This window comes from Pseudomonas sp. Os17 (assembly GCF_001547895.1).
In the GTDB taxonomy this organism is placed as follows: Bacteria; Pseudomonadota; Gammaproteobacteria; order Pseudomonadales; family Pseudomonadaceae; genus Aquipseudomonas.
This window is the reverse complement of sequence record NZ_AP014627.1, coordinates 4,743,859-4,762,501: the sequence shown is the minus strand read 5'-3', so window position 1 is coordinate 4,762,501 and position 18,643 is coordinate 4,743,859. Positions and strand designations below refer to the sequence as shown.

Below are 18,643 nucleotides of genomic sequence, written 5' to 3'. Positions count from 1 at the left end.
TCCTCAGGTTTTCGGGGGTGATGAGGCGTTGTGGGGAAGGCGAGCCCAGGCCCTTGACGCTGGGCCGCGAGCCGGCTTGGGCTCAGCGTAGCAGCGCTTGGCCCGCTGAACAGGGCGGTCGTCGGGGGCGCCGGACCCCCTCCGGCGCCCCGGAGCGGGGCGGTTGGCCGGGGTGCGGATCAGAGCTTGATCAGCACCGATTTCAGCTCGGTGTAGTGCTCGATGGCGGCATGGCCCATTTCCCGGCCGACCCCGGACATCTTGTAGCCGCCAAACGGCAGCGCCGGGTCCAGGGCGCTGTGGCAGTTGACCCACACCGAACCGGACTTGATCTTCGGAATCATCCGGTGCACCGCCGCCAGGTCGTTGGACCAGATGCTCGCGCCCAGGCCGTAGGGGCTGTCGTTGGCCAGGCGCAGGGCGTCGGCTTCATCGTCGAAGGGAATCGCCACCAGCACCGGGCCGAAGATTTCTTCCTGAACCAGGGCATGCTGCTGGTCGACATCGGCGATCACCGTCGGCTGGACGAAATACCCCGGGCCGAACTGTTCGCCGCCGCAGGCAATGGTGGCGCCGCTGTCGCGGCCCATCTCGATGTAGCGATAGACCCGCTCCTGCTGGCGCGCGGAAATCAGCGGGCCCATGTCGACGCTGCTGTCCAGGCCGTTGCCCAGCTTCATGGCGTTGGCGATGCCGGCAATGTCGGCCACCACGTTGTCAAAATGCTTGCGCTGCACATACAGCCGCGAACCGGCGCAGCACACCTGGCCCTGGTTGAAGAAGATCGCGCTGGCGGCCCCGGCGGCGGCGCTGGCCAGGTCGGCGTCGGCCATGACGATGGTCGGCGACTTGCCCCCCAGTTCCAGGGTCACCCGGGTCATGGAGTCCATGGCGATCTTGCCGATTTCCTTGCCCACCGCGGTGGAGCCGGTGAAGGTCAGCTTGTCCACCAGGGGGTTGCGGGTCAGGGCGCTGCCGGCGGTGATGCCGGTGCCGGTGACCACGTTGAACACGCCGTCGGGGTAGCCGGCTTCCTGCACCAGTTCCGCCAGCTTCAGGGCGCTGAGCGGGGTTTCGTCGGCCGGCTTGAGCACCAGGGTGCAGCCGGTGGCCAGGGCCGGGCCGAGCTTCCAGCAGGCCAGCAGCAGGGGGAAGTTCCAGGCGACGATGGCACCGACCACGCCCACCGCCTCGCGGCGGATGAAACTGTGGAACTGATCGTTGGGCATCAGCGGCAGCGACACCTCGACGCTGGCGCCTTCGATCTTGGTGGCCCAGCCGGCCATGTAGCGCAGATAGTCGATGGACAGCTGCACGTCCATGGCCTGGGCCACGGCGGCGCTCTTGCCGTTGTTCAGGCATTCCAGCTGGGCCAGCAGTTCGGCGTCGCGCTGCATCAGGTCGGCGAGCTTCCACAGCAGGTTCTGCCGCTCCCGGGGGCGGGTGCGGCTCCAGGGCGAATCATCGAACGCCTGGCGCGCCGCCAATACGGCGCGGTCGACGTCATCCACCGTGGCCCGTGGCACCAGGCACAGCTGTTCGCCGGTGGCGGGGTTGCGCAGGGGCATGGTCTGGCCGTCGGCGGCCTCGACCCAGTGGGCGCCGATCAACATGCGCGGGGCGCGCTGGATAAACGCCGTGGTAGCGGCGAGCAGGGGGGCAATAGCCATGGCGAAGCCTCTTGTTGTAGGTGAGGCAGGGGCTTTCGCAATGGCTGTGCCAGGTCTGCAGAAGTCGCGCAGCCCCGGGATCCGGGGCTCTGGCCGTCGCTGGCGGGATCATCCGAGCCGGACGGTTTCGCAAACTGCGACAGCCGGTGAGAATCCGCGGACGCTGCGACGCAGGGCGCTGCGGGTTGCTGCGCAGGGGGTTCTAGATGTGCAGCCAGGCCAGGGTGCCCAGCAGCACACTGCCGCCGGCCGCGCCGTAGGCGAGTTTCTTCAGCCATTCCTTGCGGGTCAGCAGGGTGATGGCGGCCATCGAGATGGCAATCTGGATCGCCATCATCGCCTGGGCCCAGCGATGGTGCTGGTGCAGCTCGACTTCGGACTGTTCGTCCCAGTCCCGGGCCTCGGCTTCCAGGGCTTCGGCTTTCAGGCGCACGGCTTCCTTCTCTTTCTGGTAGCGCTGGGCCTCGATGCTGTAGTGCCCGGCATCGACCCCGGGAATGTGGGTCGCCAGCTCCGCCAGGTTCTGTCGGCTGGACTTGGCCTGGTAGTAGCTCCACTGGTTGGCGGCTTCGGTCTTCTTCATCGCCGCGTTGTTCTTGTCCATCGCCGCCTGGCTCTCCGTGGAGCCGGCCTGATAGCTCAGGAGCGCCCCCAGGGTGGCCATGATCGCGGTCATCACCGCGATCTTGCTGGCGAAGTTGTCATTGCGGCGGTGGGCGTGTTCGGTCACGTGTTCCAGGTGCTTTTCGTGGGGGCTGGGCACTTCGAAGTCTTCAGTCATGGCGTCGATCTGGAGAGGGGGGTAAAGGTTTCAAATTGTATCTATGGCCATGGGCGGCGGCAGGGCTGGTGCGACTTCGTTCAGCTGGCCGACAGCCTGGGGCTCGTGCCCCTGCAAGGCACTTGCTCTGGCAAAAAAAAGCCCGCAACAAGGCGGGCCAAATGGGATTCGTTCAGGAGTGACTATCAATCTAAGGGGGGCGAGGTGAAAGACCTGTGAAAAAAAGGTGGTCCTGAGGAAAAAGCGCAAAGGTATTTGTCCGAATCGCACTGGCTTTTAGGATCTGTCCGATAGGACCGCCCTCGGCAGCCACGTATATTCCTCCCTGCTCGCCCAGCCAAAGGGGGTACTTCGGCTTAGGTGCCACTGCCGAAGTGATGGGCGAGCACTTTTTCCCTTCTGCTGTTTTCTCCCGGTGAGGTTCGCGCCCACCGTCTCGCTGCAATCGCCAGCGACATTCCTTTCAACTCAAGCTGCAACGGTGCTCAGGGCCCCGGCGGATCCGCGGCCGGCTTCCGGTGGTTCAGGCTCGCCCGAGCCGGCGCTGGATCTCGGCCCACAGCTGCGGGTCGTCGAAGTCGCGGATCACCCGGTGGGCGCCAGCATCGAGCAGGGTGTGCGGTTGCTGGCTGGTGGCCAGGCCGAAGGTGCTGATGCCGGCGTTGACCGCGGCGGTCAGCCCGGGCACCGAGTCCTCGAAGGCCAGGGCCTGTTCGGCCGTGGCGTGCAGGCATTCCAGGCCGCTGAGGTAGGGCAGGGGATCGGGCTTGGCTCGGGGCAACTCCTCGGCCACCAGCACCGTCTGGAAGCGCTCCTGCAGGCCCAGCGCCTTGAGCATGTGCTCGGCGTTGGCCCGTGGCGCGTTGGTCACCACGCACACGCCGATGCCGTGCTCGGCAGCGAAGTCCAGCAGGCGCGGCAGGCCGGGCAGGGGCTTGAGTTGCGGGGAGAGTTGGCGAAAACGCACTTCCTTGCGTTCGGCAAAGGCCAGATGTTCGGCCACGCTGCGTTCGGGAAACAGGTAGCGGCACATGTGGGCGTTGGCCTGGCCACTGACGTGGGCGGCAAACTCTGCCTCGGTGAAGGTCCGGCGGTCTTCTTCCCACAACAGTTGTTGCAGGGCCAGCAGGTGCAGGGCGTCGGTGTCGGTCAGGGTGCCGTCGAGGTCGAAAAGCAGAGCGTTGAGCATGGGACAGTTCCTGTCGGGCCCCATCCGGGCCGGTTGGCTGAATCGATCAAGCCCGCATCCTAGCAGGCTTGATCGCTACCGTGACCGGCTCGCCCAGGGCCTTAGCCCTGTGCGTTGTCGCCTTCGCCCTGGTCTTCTTCTTCGTCCGGTTGCGGGCAGTGGTCCTGCGGGTTGACCGGCCACAGCACCTTGTCCTGGCCGTCACGCACCTGCTCGGCGCCACATTCCACCTGGCTGACCTGGAAGCTCGGGGTGCCGTCCAGGCGGTACAGGGCCTTGAGGCTGCGGGACTGATCGTCGCCGACGCCTTCCACGGCGTAGCCGAAGATCGCGCCACGGGCTTCGTCCACCACCAGTTCCTGCCACTTGCTGGCAATCAGGCGCTTGCCCTTGAGGTCATACAGCGCCGAGGTGGCCAGGGGCGAAGTGTCGTCGGTGGCCAGCAGGTAGTGGCCGCTGGCATCCAGGCGAATGTCGACGTACTGGCCCGGCTCCAGCAACACCTTGCCGCTGGCGTCCATCAGGCCCACGGTATGCATCTGCGTGGCCTGGCCGAACAGGGTGGCCTGCTTGGTCGGGCTGTTGGCGGTGCTGAACACGAACAGGTCGGCGTTGAGCGCGCCGATCTGCGCGTAGGTCGGCTTGAACAGCTCCACGCCCTTGTCCACATCGAAGATGCCGAAGGTGGCGCTGAACACGTTCTGCAGCACCGCGACCTGGTTCAGCCCCGATACCTGCTTGAACATCCCCAGGGGGCTGAAGCCTGCCGGGTCCGCCGAGTCATAGACCGGCTGCACCTTCCACTGGCCCTGACGGTCAATGAACCCGGCCTTGCCGGAGCTGCCGTCGGCATTCTTGGCGGTGACCAGCGCGCCCTGCTTGCCGAAGACCTGGCAGGTGCCGAACTGGGCCTGGATCACGGTCTTGCCCTGGAAGTCCATGTAGCCGCAGGGACTGTCATATTTTTCGCGGAAGGCCACCAGGCCGTCTCCCGGCTCGCCCATCCAGTTGTAGGTGGCGGCGCTGATCAACTGCGCATTGGCATCGGCCAGGGCCTTGCCCTGTTCGGTGTTGACCACCAGATGCTGGTTGGCAAAGTAGTCGATGCTGTCGAACTCGACCTTCTTCTGCTCGCCGGTCTTGAGGTTGAGCGCCCACTTCTGATCGCCGCGCTCGGCGCCCATCCAGCCGCCGCGCTTGGCGAAGTCGTCGCGCACCACGCTGCTGTCATACAGCGCTTCGGTGATCACCTCGCCCTTGGCGCTGAGGATGCCGCGCTTGCCGCCGATCTCGTAGACGATGAACTCATCGGCGCCGCCGACATACAGGTCGTCGAAGCGCGGGGGCTGAATCTGCTTGCCGCTCTGGTCGATGATGCCCAGCTTTCCGTCCTGGCCGAAGCCGAAATAGCCCGGGGTCAAGAGGCGCAGGTCGTCGGTGAAGGCGGCCTTGAGGATCTGCTTGCCGTCGGCACTGGCGAGGTTCCAGGTGCCGTCCTTGGCGAACAGGAAGGTCTTGTCCAGGGGCAGGGCGACCACGGCGTCGTAGTCGTTGTCGGCGCTGACCAGCACCTTGCCGTCCTGGTCCAGCACGGCGCATTCGCCGTTGGCGCAGATCGGCATGATCATGGCCGCAGGCGCCGGGGCCGGTGCGATGGCGGCCGTCTTGGGGCTGGTTTCTTCCTTGCAACCGACCAGGGTCAGGGCAGACAACGAGAGGATCAGCGAGCCGAGACGGGCACAGGCGCTTCTATCCATGAACTTCAGGTTCCTTGTAATGAGGGGGAGTGCAGAGCGCCCCGCACAGCGGGGTGGGCAAAGCGCGGGTGATTTTGCGGCGGCGCCGGATAAATGCAAGATCCAATTGCAAAGAAAACCACCGATACAGGTGAGGGCGGGCGCCAGCGCGGCGATCTGCGCCCCGCGGTGGGATGTCTCAGACTGAGACGTCTGTCGCGAAATTGAACGTCGGGTAACACCCTGGCGCCGGCCAATGCCCGGGGTTTTCACCTAAGTCATTGATTCGGAGTCTTTTAATAAGCTGGCACGCTCCGTGTATTGCTTACCCTCAGACGTTTCTCCTGCCTCCATGCCCGGTATCCCCGGGCATGGCAGAAACCATAAAAACAACTCGCTAACAATAAGAAAGCACCGAGGGAGGTTCGACCCTGATGAAGAGAAAACTCCGCCTGAGGCTCAGCGCCAGCCTGCTGGCCATCGCCACCTGTACCGCCTTGCACGCGCCATCGAGTTTTGCCGCCCGGGATGCCGGCAGCATCCTCAAGGAAACCTGCCAGGGCTGTCACACCCCCGAGGCCGGGGATGCCCTGAGCCGCATCAGCCACCAGCGCAAGACCCCGGAAGGCTGGCTGATGAGCATTGCCCGCATGCAGACCATGCACGGCCTGAAGATCAGCGATGAGGACCGCCGCACCCTGGTCAAGTACCTGGCCGACACCCAGGGCCTGGCCCCCAGCGAGACCGACGGCGTGCGCTATGCCCTGGAGCGGCGCTTGAACACCGTCGAGCACTTCGACGAGCAGACCACCCAGATGTGCGCCCGGTGCCACTCCGGCGCGCGGATCGCCCTGCAACGCCGCCCGGCCCAGGAATGGGAGCGGCTGGTGAACTTCCACCTCGGGCAATGGCCGTCCCTGGAGTACCAGGCGCTGTCCCGGGACCGCGAATGGCTGCCCACCGCGCTCAAGGACATGGTGCCGCTGCTGGCCCAGCGTTATCCCCTCGACAACCCGGCCTGGAAGGCCTGGCAGCAAGCGCGTCCTTCAGCGGCGTCGCTGGTCGGGGACTGGAGTTTCAGCGGCCACCTGCCGGGCAAGGGCGAGCTGGCCGGGGTGATGAGCGTCAGCGCCGGCGAGGGCGATCAGTTCAAGGTCAGCGTCAAGGGCCAGTACGCCGATGGCAGCCCGTTCAATGGCCAGGGCAGCGCGATTCTCTACAACGGCTATGAATGGCGCGGCAATGTCACGGTCGACGGCGTGGTCATGCGCCAGGTGCTGGCGGCCCAGGGCAACGCCCTGCAAGGGCGGATGTTCGAGGCCGAGCACGATGAGCGCGGCCTGGATTTCATCGCCGCCAAACAGGGCAGCCAGCGTCTGCTGGCGGTGCAGCCGGGTTACCTGAAGGCCGGCGCAGAGGCTGAAGTGACCCTGGTGGGCGCCGGCCTCTCCGGCACCCCGAGCTTCGGCAAGGACGTCGAGGTGCTGCAGGTGCTGGAGCAGAGCCCGGAGCGCATCCGCCTCAAGCTCAAGGCCGCGGCCAGCGCCCAGCCGGGGCTGCGCGAAGTCAGTGTCGGCAGCCTCAAGGGCGCCACGCTGGCGGTGTACCAGCGCATCGCCGAGGTCAAGGTGGTGCCGGCGTTCTCGGTGGCGCGGATTGGCGACGGTGGCGGTTCGACGCCCAAGGTCCAGGGCCGCTTCGATGCCGAAGCCTGGGGCCAGGGCGCCGACGGCAAGGCCTATCGCATCGGCGTGATGCCGGCGCAGTGGAAGGTCGAGGCCTTCGACGAGCAGGCGGCCAAGGATGAAGACGTCAAGTACGCCGGCAGCATGCAGGCCGACAGCGGCGTATTTACCCCGGGCGACGCTGGGCCCAATCCGCAGCGCAAGATGTCCACCAACAACGCCGGCAACCTCAAGGTGATCGCCGCCGTGGATGACGCCGGCAAGGCCCTGACCGGCGAGGGCCAACTGATCGTCACCGTGCAACGCTGGAACAATCCACCCATTCCCTGAGGGGCGTCGAGCGATAGCGACAGACACTTTCAGGCAATGACCGCAGGCCCCGACAGCGGGGCGTGCACAGGAGGTTGTAATGGGCGCAATTCTCAATCTGGTGGAGCGCAACCTGCATGAAGTGCAGGTCGACGCCGACCGCATGCTGTTCCATATCCCCAGCAGTTCGCTGTTCGCCAGCGATGCCCTGACCGGCAGCATCATCGATGCCCTGCGCGGCCCGGGCTGTACCCCGCAAGAGCTGATCCAGCGCCTGGGCGGCCGCTATGACGGTGCCGAAATCAGCGACACCCTGCGCGAGCTGATCGCCCTGGAGCTGGTCAGCGACGGCTCGCCCCTGACCCCGGAAATCGGCGTCAAGCGGGTCGAGCGCACGGCGATCAATACCGTGGTGCTCAACGTCAATACCGGCTGCAACCTGAGCTGCACCTACTGCTACAAGGAAGACCTGGACAAGCCCTCGGCGGGCAAGAAGATGGGCCTGGACACGGCCATCGCCTCGGTGGAAATGCTGCTGCAGGAATCCCCCGACGAGGAGCGCTACACCGTGGTGTTCTTCGGCGGCGAGCCGCTGAGCAACCGGCCGCTGATCGAGGCCATGGTGGACTACTGCGAACAGCGCTTTGCCGCTGCCGGCAAGTTCGTCGAGTTCGTCATGACCACCAACGCCACGCTGTTGACCGAGGAGGTGGTGGACTACCTCAACGCCCACCGCTTCGGGCTCTCGGTGAGCATCGACGGGCCCAAGACCGTGCACGACCGCAACCGCATCACCGTGGGCGGGCAGGGCACCTATGACGTGGTGCGGCGCAAGGCGCAGATGCTCCTGGCGCGCTACAACAGCCGCCCGGTGGGTGCCCGGGTGACCCTGACCACCGGCGTCACCGACCTTGAGACGATCTGGGATCACCTGTTCAACGAGCTGGGGTTTGCCGAGGTGGGGTTCGCCCCGGTGACCTCCGGGGACATCAGCAGCTTCAACCTCAGCAGCGATGAGCTGATCGAAGTCTTCGCCAGCATGAAACGCCTGGGGCGGCGTTACCTGGACGCGGCGCTGGAGCACCGCAACATCGGTTTCTCCAACCTGCACCAGTTGATCACCGACATCCACGAAGGCCACAAGAAAGCGCTGCCCTGCGGCGCCGGGCTGAAGATGCTGGCGGTGGACCACAAGGGCGAGCTGAACCTGTGCCACCGCTTTACCGGCTCGTCCTTGCCGACCTTCGGCAACGTGCATGACGGCGGGGTCAAGCAGGTGGAACTCAACGACTTCCTGTCCCAACGCCTGGACCGGACCAACACAGGTTGCGACAGCTGCCGCATCCGCAACCTGTGTTCCGGGGGCTGCTACCACGAGAGCTACGCCCGCTACGGCGACCCGGCGCACCCGACCTACCACTACTGCGAACTGATGCGTGACTGGGTGGATTTCGGCATCGAAGTCTACAGCCGGATCATGGCGCACAACCCTGCGTTCATCAGCACTTACATCACTCCGCGCAAGGCTCACTGACATGAAACATCTCAAGCCAATCAACAACAAAGCTCAGAAACTGACCGCGGCGGCCGCCGAGGACCGGATCGAAGAAGTGCTGGCGATGAACTCCGTGGCCGGCTGCGCCTCGACCACCGACCCGGGCTGGGAAATCGACGCCTTTGGCGGCGTCTCGTCGCTGTGCCAGCCGATGGAGGCCGACCTCTACGGCTGCTCCGACCCGTGCTGGTGGCCGGCCCAGGTGCCCGACATGATGAGCACCTACCCCGACTGGAACAAGGACGCCCAGGCCTCCAACGACAACTGGCGCAACCTCGGCACTGTCTTCCCGAAAGACAAGTGATGAACAACAAGAAGGATTCCAGCATGCACAGCATCAAAGCCTGCGGCCTGGTCGCACTCGCGGTTCTCGGCGCCTGCTCGTTCAGCGTTCTGGCCGATGAGGGGCTGGCCCTCAACAGTGGCCACGAGTACCTGGTGACCACCAACTACCCGAACAACCTGCACGTCATCGATCTGGCCAGCGACAGCCTGTACAAGACCTGCAAGATGCCCGACGCCTTCGGCCCCGGCACCGTGCAACTGTCGCCGGACCGCAAGATCGCCTACGTGTTGAACAACCACTACGCGGATGTCTACGGCGTCGAGCTCGACAGCTGCAAGCAGGTGTTCCACGCCAGCATCACCCAGCACCCGGGGGAGAAGGCGCGCTCGATGTTCGCCTTCACCGTCAGCCACGACGGCAAGGAGCTGTACACCGTGGCCAACCCGACCTTGCTGCTCAATGATCGCTACGAGGTCAAGGAGCCGCGGCTGGATGTCTACGCCACCGATGCCGGGCTCGACGCCAGGCCGGTGCGCAGCTTCCCCGCGCCACGCCAGCTGACCATCATGCAGAGCGGCGACGACGGCACCCTGTATGTGGCCGGGCCGGACCTGTACAAGGTCAACGTGCAGACTGGCAAGTTCGACGTGCTGATCCCCAGCCGGCACTGGAAACGCCCCAACTACAGCGCCCCGGACGTGCTCTACATCTGGAACCAGCAGACCTACCGCCACGACTTCTCGCTGCTCTACACCGCGGCGAAATTCAAGGACAAGCAACAGGACCCGGCGACCGCCGAGCCGCTGTACGGGCTGTTCAGCATTGACTTGAAGACCGGCAAGACGGAAACCACCGACTTCGGCCCCCTGACCGAGATCTACTTCAGCGGCATGCGCTCGCCCAAGGACCCGAACCTGATGTTCGGCGTGCTCAACCGCCTGGCCAAGTACGACATCAAGCAGAAGAAACTGCTCCAGGCCGCGACCCTGGACCATTCCTACTACTGCCTGTCGTTCAACAAGGCCGGGAGCAAGATCTACCTGACGGGGACCTTCAACGACGTGGCGATCTTCGACGCCGAGAGCCTCAAGCAGGTGGGCAAGATCACCCTGCCCGGTGGCGACATGGCGGCCACCACGACGCAGATCTTCATCCGCTGACCCGCCTCCATCGGCCTGCCCGGCTCCTTATGCAGGAGCCGGCTTGCCGGCGAACAGGCCGGCAAGCCGTGCAGCGCCCCCGCTTACGCCTTCGCGGCCCCGCCCGCTCCTACAAGTGGGGCAAGCAATACGTATCCGTAGGAGCCGGCTTGCCGGCGAATGGGCCGGCAAGTCAGGCAGCGCCCCCACCAACGCCGTCGCGGGCCATCCGGCTCCTACAAGGGAGGCGAGCAATAGGTATCCGTAGGAGCCGGCTTGCCGACGAATGGGCCGGCAAGCCATGCAGCGCCCCCACTGACGCCTTCGCGGGCCAGCCCGCTCCTACAAGGGAGGCGAGCAATACGTACCCGTAGGAGCCGGCTTGCCGGCGAACAGGCCGGCAAGCCATGCAGCGCCCCAGCTGACGCCTTCGCGGGCCAGCCCGCTCCTACAAGGGGGGCGAGCAATAGGTATTCGTAGGAGCCGGCTTGCCGGCGAATGGGCCGGTAAGTCAGGCAGCGCCCCCACCAACGCCTTCGCGGGCCCGCCCGTTCCTAGAGGCCCGGTACCGGGCAGCTCAAATCGCCTTCCTGGCACTTGAGGTAGGTCTTGAAGTTTTCCACCCGGGCCTTGGTCAAGGCCGTGACGCAGTTGCTATGGACCAGCGGATACACGCTGCCACCTTCGACCCCCGAGGACGAGAATTCGCACTCGGCATCCCGGAACGCCACCCAGGCCCGTTGTGCACTGACCAGCAGTTTCTTGGCCTGTGGCTGGTCTTTCAGGCGCAGGTTGATCTGCTGGTAGAGGTTGTTCAGTTGCTTGTCGGCCGCCTGGAATTGCCGGCCGGCGCACTGGTTCATGTCGGTCTGGGTGGTGGCACTGTCGCACTCGTCGGCCTGGGCCAACGGGGCGAGCAGCAGCGGCGCAAGGGCCAGGAACAGGATCGCACGCATGGAACATCTCGCTATCGGGTCAAGGGGTGGACATGCAGTCTAGTCGCGGCTGGGTTGCCATTCGGGCCAGCGCTCCAGCGCCTCGTGGGCCAGCCAGGGCACATCGTGGGCGGTCCAGATATGCACCTGCGGGGTTTGCCCCGGATCATCGTCCAGGGTCGCCACCCGCAGGATCACATGGGGCTGGCCCGGTCGCTCGGCCAGCAGATGAGAACCGCACACCGAGCAGAAGTGCCGCAGCTTGCCCGGCGACGATTCGAACGCACGCAGCAGCTCCTGGCCCCGGGTCCAGCGAAAATGTTCGCGCATGACCCCGGCGGTGGAGGCGAAGGCCGCGGCATGGGCCTTGCGGCAGGTCTGGCAGTGACAATGGCCGATGGGCATGTCCAGGCGCTCGACCTGGTATTGCACGCCCCGGCACAGGCAACTGCCGTTGAGGGGCCGGGCCGGTTGTTGGCGCTGGGCGGCCTGCAGCAATTGATCGGCCATGGCCTGGATCTCCTCGGCCATGTGCAGGCAGGCCAGCCAGTGCGGCGGTATGCCCTGGACCCCGTAGAAGGCGCCTGCCAACTGGCCGACGATGGCCGCGGTGGTGTCGGCGTCCTCCCCCAGGTTGGCGGCGGCGAGCACTGCGTCGGCGAAGCTGTCGCTGTGCTGGAAGCACCACAGCGCCGCCTCCAGGGAGTCGACGCAATAACCGTTGCCACGGATCTGCTCACGGGTTTTGTGCAGATAACCGCCCTGGGCCAGGGCCACGACCTTGCTCTGGCTCAACCCCGTGGTATCGAGCCGTTGCAGTTCAAGCTTGCTGGCGCCGCCCAGGGCCTTGGCGATCAACCCGGCCAGCAACTGGCAGCATTCGACGGCTTCGGCGGCGCCATGGGTGGTGCGCGAACTGGCGCCGGCCAATTCGCGCACCCGCTGCAGATCGGGGTAGTGGAACAGCACCACCGGCGTCAGGCGCATCAACGACCCATTGCCCGCGGTCTGCGGGTCGGTGGAACCGGCAAAGGGCCGGCCGTGCTCCTGAAAGTCGATCAGGGCCTGGCGCACGGTCATGCCGATGTCGAAGCATTCGCCGGTGGCGCTCAGGTAGCCCCATTGCCACCAGTTGAGGTAGCGGCCCATCTGGTCGGCCGGGTCGAAGCCGTTCTTGTGCAGCAGGCTCTCACCCAGGCACAGGGCCATGGAGGTGTCGTCGGTCCACTGTCCGGGCTTGAGGTTGAACGGCCCGCCACCCAGCAGATCGGTGAGCGGCGCGAAGCTGCCGCGGGGCTTGAATTCGACGCTGGTGCCGACGGCGTCACCACAGGCCAGGCCCAGGAGGCTGCCGCGGTAGCGGTCGATAAGAGAGAGGGGCATGGCAAATCCTTTGCAGAGACAGGTGCGCCGGCGACAGTAGCATTTTTCATGGCGCGCGATCAGGCGTGCCTTCGGCCGGATAAAGGTTGCGCTCGAAGCAGAGCGGTCTAGTGTTCATCACTGGAGGTGACTTATGAACGCTTCAGATCGCATTGAACGCAAGATCCTGCTGCATGCCCGTCCGGCGCAGGTGTGGGCGGCGCTGAGCGAGGCCGAGCAATTTGGCCGCTGGTTCGGCGTGGCCCTGCAGGGCCAGCATTTCATCCCCGGCCAGCGTGTCCGCGGTGCCGTCACTTACCAAGGCTACGAACACCTGACCTGGGATGCGCAGGTGGAACAGATGCTGCCCGAGGAGTTGTTCTCCTTCCGCTGGCACCCTTACGCCATCGACCCGACGCATGACTACTCGGCCGAGCCCACCACCCTGGTGCAGTTCGAACTGGAGGAGCATGGCGGCGGCACCTTGCTGCGGGTCATCGAGTCGGGCTTTGACGGCATTCCCGGTGAGCGCCGGCTCAAGGCCTTTCGCATGAACAGCCGGGGCTGGGACGAACAGATGGGCAATATCGAGAACTACCTGCAGCAGGGCTGAAGTACAGCCGCATTCAGCCGCAACTGGCGGGTTGCAGATCAGGCCGCACAGCTTGAAACTTGCCGCTTGCCGCTTGCCGCTTGCCGCTTGCCGCTTGCCGCTTGCCGCTTATCGCCTGGAGCTGTCCCCTTGTTTGAAACCTATGTAAACCGTTGGCGCCTGACGCCGGATGGCGAGCCCATCGTCACCCCGGGGAGCCGGCTGTTGCCGGTGCGTCTGCAAGACGGTGCGCCGGCCATGTTGAAGATTGCCCTGGACGAAGATGAGCGGGCCGGCAATCGCTTGATGGTCTGGTGGGCCGGGGAGGGCGCGGCGCGGGTCCATGCCCAGGAGGACGATGCACTGTTGATGGAGCGCGCCATGGGCACGGCGTCATTGATGCGCATGGCCCAGGCTGGCCAGCACGATGAGGTCAGCCATATCGTCTGCGCCACCCTGCAGAAGCTGCACCGGCCACGGGCGCAACCCCAGCCATCGCTGGTGCCGCTGGATCGCTGGTTTAGCGACCTGCGCGAGGCGGCGGCGCAGCAGGGCGGGTTGTTCCGGCGCTGCCTGGCGCAAGCCGATCAGCTGCTGGCCACGCCCCGGGAACCGGTGGTGCTGCACGGAGATGTACACCACGACAATGTGCTGGATTTCGCCGAGGGCGGCTGGCGGGTGATCGACCCCAAGCGGGTCCATGGCGAACGCACCTTCGATTTCGCCAACCTGATCTGCAACCCGGATTTGCCCAGCGCCACCGACCCGGCGCGCTTTGCCCGCCAGGTGCAGGTGATTGCCCGGGCCGCGCAACTGGAGCCGCGACGCCTGGTGCAATGGGTGCTGGCCTTCAGTGGTCTGTCCGCTGCCTGGTTTCTCCAGGACGATCATCAGCCCGGGGCGCAGCACCAGCTCAAGCTCGCGGCGTTGGCCGCACAGGCACTGGAGGGCTGAGCTAGGGGTTTGCGTAGGTGCGGTATAGCGAATTTCCTACACGCGCTGTAATTCAATGCGCCTTCTGCGCCCCCGGCATTGTGTTTAATCTTCTTTCCCACAACTGCAGCGCAGGAAGCGCTCAGGATCAGGGAAGGTCGACCATTAGCACGGATGCTGCAGACAGGAAGTCATGATGGTCTTGGAAAAAACCCGCTTCGGCGGGTTTTTTTTCGTCCGGCCATTGACGCCCTTCAGCGGGTGATTTCGTTACGGACCTTCTCCAGGGCCTGCTGCAGCAGCGGCAGGCCGATGGAGCCCAGGGCCAGGCGCAAGGCCTGGGGCACGTGGGCGGTGGTGGCGAAGGGTTCGGCCGAGGTCACGGTGATTCCCTGCTGCTCCAGGGCCGTCACGACCCCATCGGCCCGCAGCCCTTCCGGCAGTTTCAGCCAGAGAAAATACGACGAAGGGTAGGCCTGGTAGTCGCAGCCCTTGAGCACCCGCGCGGCCAGTTGCTGGCGGCGCCGGGCGTCGTTGCGTTTCTGCTCTTCCAGGCTGTCCACCAGCCCCGACTCGATCCAGCGGCAGCCCAGGGTCACGGTCAGCGATGGCGTGCTCCAGGTCGACACGCGAATCGCCCGCTCCAGGGCCGGGATCATCTCCAGCGGCGCGACGATGAACCCCAGGCGCAATCCCGACGCCACGCTTTTCGACAGCCCGGAAATGTACAGCGTGCGTTCCGGGGCCAGGGTCTGCAGCGGCACCGGCGCCGGTTCGGCGAGAAAGGCATAGGCGCCGTCCTCGATCAGCAGCAGGTCATGCTCGCGAGCCAGTTGCACCAGGCGCCGGCGTTCGGCCAGGGGCATCACCGTGCCCAGCGGGTTGTGCAGGGTCGGCATGCAGTACAGCGCCCGCACCGGGCGCCGGCGGCACAGGGCCTGCAGGGCGTCGAGGTCCATCTGCCCGTTGTGCTGGGGCAGCGGCTCCAGATCCAGGCGCTGGACCTGGGCCAGGGCCTTGAGCCCCGGGTAGGTCAGGGCGTCCACCGCCAGGATGTCCCCGGGCTGCAGCTGCGCCAGCAAGCTCACCGCCAGCCCTTGCTGGGCGCCATTGACGATCAGCACCTGTTCGCCCGCGACACGGATCTCACGGTTGCGCAGGTGGCGCGCGGCGGTCTGCCGTTCGTGGGGGCGACCGCCCTGGGGCGCCGAGTGCAGCAGCGCATCCAGGTCGCCGGAGGCGGCCATCGCCCGCAGCCCCTCGCGCAGGCTTTCTGCCTGGCCGGGCAGGGACGGGTAGTTGAACGCCAGGTCCACCGAGGCGGCGCTGGCCGGGTGCTGCTCCAGGCCCATGCCCCGCGGCAGGCTGGTGTCGCGGACAAAGGTGCCGCGCCCGGGCTCGCCGACCACCAGGCCGATGGCCTCCAGCTCGTGATAGACCCGCAGCGCCGTGGCCAGGGCCACCTGCTCGCTGGCCATCAGCGCACGCACCGTGGGCAGTTGGGTGCCGGGGCACAGCTGACCGCTGCGGATGCGCTGGGCGAAGTGGTCGACGATGGTTTTGTAGCGGGTACGGCGCATGTTCGACCACCTTATGTATCTAGAACACTTTTTTGTTTGTATCAGATAGGGACTCTAATCTAGCGACTTTTGCGCAGGAGCACACGGGCATGCCGGACCTGACCACCCTGTCGATCTTCCTGGGCGCGGTGCTGCTGTTGCTGCTGTCGCCGGGACCGAACATGGCGTTTGTCATCAGCCACGGCGTGGCCTACGGCTGGCGCGGTGGCGTGGCTTCGGGGCTGGGCATCGGCGCGGCGGATATCGGCCTGACCCTGCTCACGGCCACCGGGGTGACCGCCGTGGTGGCCAGCTGGCCCCCAGCGTTCGAGCTGATGCGCTATGCCGGGGTCGCCTACCTGCTGTGGCTGGCCTGGAAGACCCTGGGCAAGCGCGGCGCCCTGCACCTGGCCGAGCCGGCGCGGGTGCCGCTGAGCACGGTGTTTGTCCGGGCCCTGTGCAACAGCCTGCTGAACCCCAAGGCGCTGTTGTTCTTCATGGTCTTCCTGCCGCAGTTCGTACGCCCCGAGCGCGGCAGCATCGCCGTGCAACTGGTGGTCCTGGGCTTGCTGCTGACCCTGGTCAGCGGGGTCTTTCACACCAGCCTGGGGATCTTCGGCGCGGCCCTGGGTCGGGGCCTGCCCAGCGGCGATTCGCGGCTGGCCCGCTGGCAATCCTGGCTGCTGGCGGCGGTGCTGCTGGCCCTGGCCCTGCGCCTGGCGCTGCTGGCGCGCCCGGTCTGATCCATCACCCCCCAAGGAGTTTGCCCATGTACATCGCCGCCTTTATCTACCAGCCGGGCCAGCGCGACGAGGAGTTCCACCGCCTCAGCGCGCTGATCGATGAAATTGCCATCAGCCTGCCGGGCTTCGTCGGCGCCCAATCCTGGACCAGCGCCGACCAGGGGCTGATCAACGCCAGCTACTACTGGGAGGACGAAGCCTCGATCCAGGCCTTCGCCAGCCACCCCAGGCACCTCGAGGCCAAGCGCCAGTACCGGCGCTGGTACGCCGGTTATCAGGTGGTGATTTCCAGGGTCGAGCGCACCTATGGCGATGGCGCCATTACCCAGTTGCTCGGCAATGCCCGCCAGGGCCCAGTGCTGCGTGCCTGAGCCGTGCCCGGAGCCTCAGTCGGCGTGGTCAGCCGGCGTGCAACCTGGCCGCCGCGCGCAGGGTGATTTCCCGGCGCTTGTGCAGCGACTCCGTGGTGCGCTGGCGGGCGAGCTGCACCACGCTGGCCGGCGCGGTGTCCGGGCTGCCGGCCTCGAACGGCGGCGCCGGGGCGTATTCCAGTTGCAACTGCACCAGTTGCGCGGTGGCGGCGTCGAACAGTTCGGCGGCCAGGGTCAGGGCGAAGTCGATGCCGGCGGTGATGCCGCCGCCGGTCAGCAGGTTGCCGTCGCGCACCACCCGTTCGCGCACCGGGATCGCCCCCAGCGGCGCCAGCAGGTCGTGGTAGGCCCAGTGGGTGGTGGCGCGCTTGCCCTGCAGCAGGCCGGCGGCGCCGAGCACCAGGGCGCCGGTGCACACCGAGGTCAGGTAGCGCACCCGGGCCGCCTGCTGGCGGATGAAGGCCAGGGTCTGCGGGTCTTCCATCAGCGCCCCGACCCCGGCGCCACCGGGGATGCAGAGCACATCCAGCGGCGGGCAGTCGGCAAAACCGGTGCTGGCCTGCAGCACCAGCCCGGAGCTGGTCACCACCGGCCCCGGCTCCTTCCAGATCAGATGCACCTGCACATCCGGCAGCGAGGCCAGCACGTCGTGGGGACCGGTCAGGTCCAGCTGCTGGACCTCTGGAAACAACAGAAAACCTATCTGTAACGCCATGGCCTGTTCCTTGTGTCGATGAAGTGGACGGCCTGACTCTAGCGCTCTAGGCTTTGGCGTATTCGCCAACCTGCCCTCGATTTACGCCAATCATGTCCACTGCGCCGAAAAACGTATTTGTCCTGGCTTTTGCCAATCACCAGTTGCTGGACGTCACCGGCCCCTTGCAGGTGTTCGCGTCGGCCAATGACCGGGCCCGCGGCCTGGGCCTGCCCTTGCCCTACCATCCGCGGGTGATCGCCAGCCCGGGTGGGGCGACCCTGAGTTCATCGGGGCTGGCGCTGCTGGCCGATGCCTTGCCAGCGCCGGAAGTGGCCTGCGACACCTTGATCGTTGCCGGCGGTTGGGGCGTCTACGAGGCGGCTCGGGACCCGCAGTTGGTGGCCTGGGTCGCTCAGCGCGCGGCGACCTCGCGGCGCGTGGCCTCGGTCTGCACCGGGGCCTTTCTGCTGGCGGCCAGCGGCTGGCTGGACGGGCGCCGGGTGGTGACCCACTGGACCCGCTGCGAGCAGTTGGCCGAGCAATACCCGCAGCTGCAGGTGGAGCCCAACCCGATCTTCATCAACGACGGCCCGGTGTGGACCTCGGCCGGGGTCACCGCCGGCATCGACCTGGCCCTGGCCCTGGTGGAGGCCGACCTGGGCCGCGAGGCGGCGCTGGAGGTGGCCCGGCAACTGGTGGTGTTTCTCAAGCGTCCGGGCGGCCAGTCGCAGTTCAGCGTGACCCTGTCGCTGCAAAACCAGGGCGGGCGTTTCGATGGGCTGCACGCCTGGATCGCCGAGAATCTCGGTCGCGAGCTGACGCTGCCGGTGCTGGCCCAGCAGGCGGGCATGAGCGAGCGCAGTTTCGTTCGCCACTACCGCGCCGACACCGGCCGGACCCCGGCCCGGGCGATCGAGCAGATCCGGGTCGAAACCGCGCGACGCCTGCTGGCCGACACTGGCCTGCCGATCAAGCGCATCGCCGCGCAATGCGGTTTTGGCAGTGAGGAAACCCTGCGCCGCAGCCTGCTGCGAGCCCTGGGGGTGACGCCCCAGGCCTACCGCGAACGTTTCGCCGCCACCGAGCAGGCCTGAGCCCGGG

At 66.3% G+C, this 18,643-nt stretch carries 17 protein-coding genes and 1 pseudogene; 9 read left to right on the top strand and 9 right to left on the bottom strand.

The genetic code is table 11. The annotated features are described in order from the left end of the window. Nucleotides 1-179: 179 nt before the first annotated feature. The 4 genes from POS17_RS20775 to POS17_RS20760 form a co-directional block, all read right to left on the bottom strand. Nucleotides 180-1,670 (bottom strand): aldehyde dehydrogenase family protein, encoded by a 1,491-nt coding sequence (locus tag POS17_RS20775; protein ID WP_060840316.1) that lies wholly within the window; start codon nt 1,668-1,670, stop codon nt 180-182. 202 nt (nt 1,671-1,872) lie between these two features. Next, nucleotides 1,873-2,451: a DUF4337 domain-containing protein gene (locus POS17_RS20770; RefSeq protein ID WP_060840315.1), complete on the bottom strand. Its 579-nt coding sequence runs from the start codon at nt 2,449-2,451 to the stop codon at nt 1,873-1,875. A gap of 523 nt (nt 2,452-2,974) precedes the next feature. Beyond that, nucleotides 2,975-3,640 carry an HAD family hydrolase gene (locus POS17_RS20765; protein ID WP_060840314.1) on the bottom strand — a complete coding sequence of 222 codons (666 nt, stop codon included), beginning with the start codon at nt 3,638-3,640 and terminating at the stop codon, nt 2,975-2,977. A 101-nt stretch (nt 3,641-3,741) separates the two neighbouring features. Then, nucleotides 3,742-5,397 (bottom strand): WG repeat-containing protein, encoded by a 1,656-nt coding sequence (locus POS17_RS20760; protein WP_060840313.1) that lies wholly within the window; start codon nt 5,395-5,397, stop codon nt 3,742-3,744. A 413-nt stretch (nt 5,398-5,810) separates the two neighbouring features. Between POS17_RS20760 and peaA the strand changes: the two genes are divergently transcribed. The 4 genes from peaA (at nt 5,811) to peaD (ending at nt 10,371) form a co-directional block, all read left to right on the top strand. Further along, nucleotides 5,811-7,391, top strand: coding sequence for a quinohemoprotein amine dehydrogenase subunit alpha (peaA, locus tag POS17_RS20755; protein ID WP_060840312.1), 1,581 nt, complete (start codon nt 5,811-5,813; stop codon nt 7,389-7,391). A gap of 79 nt (nt 7,392-7,470) precedes the next feature. Next, complete coding sequence (gene peaB / locus POS17_RS20750; RefSeq protein ID WP_060840311.1) at nt 7,471-8,904, top strand: quinohemoprotein amine dehydrogenase maturation protein; 1,434 nt, start codon at nt 7,471-7,473, stop codon at nt 8,902-8,904. A gap of 1 nt (nt 8,905) precedes the next feature. Continuing rightward, nucleotides 8,906-9,229 carry a quinohemoprotein amine dehydrogenase subunit gamma gene (gene qhpC, locus POS17_RS20745; RefSeq protein WP_060840310.1) on the top strand — a complete coding sequence of 108 codons (324 nt, stop codon included), beginning with the start codon at nt 8,906-8,908 and terminating at the stop codon, nt 9,227-9,229. A 23-nt stretch (nt 9,230-9,252) separates the two neighbouring features. Beyond that, on the top strand, nt 9,253-10,371 hold the full coding sequence (gene peaD / locus POS17_RS20740) for a quinohemoprotein amine dehydrogenase subunit beta (RefSeq protein WP_060841987.1): 1,119 nt from the start codon (nt 9,253-9,255) through the stop codon (nt 10,369-10,371). A gap of 533 nt (nt 10,372-10,904) precedes the next feature. On the opposite strand, the gene POS17_RS20735 is transcribed toward peaD, so the two are convergent. The 3 genes and pseudogenes from POS17_RS20735 to POS17_RS20730 all read right to left on the bottom strand — a co-directional run. Then, nucleotides 10,905-11,306 (bottom strand): lysozyme inhibitor LprI family protein, encoded by a 402-nt coding sequence (locus tag POS17_RS20735; RefSeq protein WP_060840309.1) that lies wholly within the window; start codon nt 11,304-11,306, stop codon nt 10,905-10,907. Between the two features lie 39 nt (nt 11,307-11,345). Further along, nucleotides 11,346-11,780: a GFA family protein gene (locus POS17_RS32395; RefSeq protein WP_442963172.1), complete on the bottom strand. Its 435-nt coding sequence runs from the start codon at nt 11,778-11,780 to the stop codon at nt 11,346-11,348. Next, nucleotides 11,754-12,668 (bottom strand): annotated as a pseudogene (locus POS17_RS20730) (ADP-ribosylglycohydrolase family protein); the annotation flags it as partial. The gene POS17_RS32395 and the pseudogene POS17_RS20730, both read right to left, overlap by 27 nt. 133 nt (nt 12,669-12,801) lie before the next feature. Between POS17_RS20730 and POS17_RS20725 the strand changes: the two are divergent. Further along, complete coding sequence (locus POS17_RS20725; protein WP_060840307.1) at nt 12,802-13,260, top strand: SRPBCC family protein; 459 nt, start codon at nt 12,802-12,804, stop codon at nt 13,258-13,260. A 129-nt stretch (nt 13,261-13,389) separates the two neighbouring features. Next, a complete protein-coding gene (locus tag POS17_RS20720) occupies nt 13,390-14,193 on the top strand; it encodes an aminoglycoside phosphotransferase family protein (RefSeq protein WP_060840306.1) in 804 nt (267 codons plus the stop codon). 233 nt (nt 14,194-14,426) lie between these two features. Here POS17_RS20720 and POS17_RS20715 read toward each other — a convergent pair whose 3' ends face one another. Beyond that, entirely contained in the window at nt 14,427-15,752 is a 1,326-nt protein-coding gene (locus POS17_RS20715) for an aminotransferase-like domain-containing protein (RefSeq protein ID WP_060840305.1), read from the bottom strand. Between the two features lie 89 nt (nt 15,753-15,841). On the opposite strand from POS17_RS20715, the gene POS17_RS20710 reads away from it, so the two are divergent. Together POS17_RS20710 and POS17_RS20705 are read left to right on the top strand one after the other, a co-directional pair. After that, the gene (locus tag POS17_RS20710) at nt 15,842-16,474 is read left to right on the top strand and encodes a LysE family translocator (protein ID WP_060840304.1); all 633 of its coding nucleotides are present in this window, start codon (nt 15,842-15,844) and stop codon (nt 16,472-16,474) included. 26 nt (nt 16,475-16,500) lie between these two features. Next, nucleotides 16,501-16,845: an antibiotic biosynthesis monooxygenase family protein gene (locus tag POS17_RS20705; RefSeq protein WP_060840303.1), complete on the top strand. Its 345-nt coding sequence runs from the start codon at nt 16,501-16,503 to the stop codon at nt 16,843-16,845. Between the two features lie 28 nt (nt 16,846-16,873). Here POS17_RS20705 and inhA read toward each other — a convergent pair whose 3' ends face one another. After that, nucleotides 16,874-17,560, bottom strand: a complete 687-nt coding sequence (gene inhA / locus POS17_RS20700; RefSeq protein ID WP_060840302.1) for an isonitrile hydratase — start codon at nt 17,558-17,560, stop codon at nt 16,874-16,876. Nucleotides 17,561-17,652: 92 nt separating this feature from the next. Between inhA and POS17_RS20695 the strand changes: the two genes are divergently transcribed. After that, the gene (locus POS17_RS20695; RefSeq protein ID WP_060840301.1) at nt 17,653-18,636 is read left to right on the top strand and encodes a GlxA family transcriptional regulator; all 984 of its coding nucleotides are present in this window, start codon (nt 17,653-17,655) and stop codon (nt 18,634-18,636) included. The last annotated feature ends 7 nt before the right edge of the window (nt 18,637-18,643 follow it).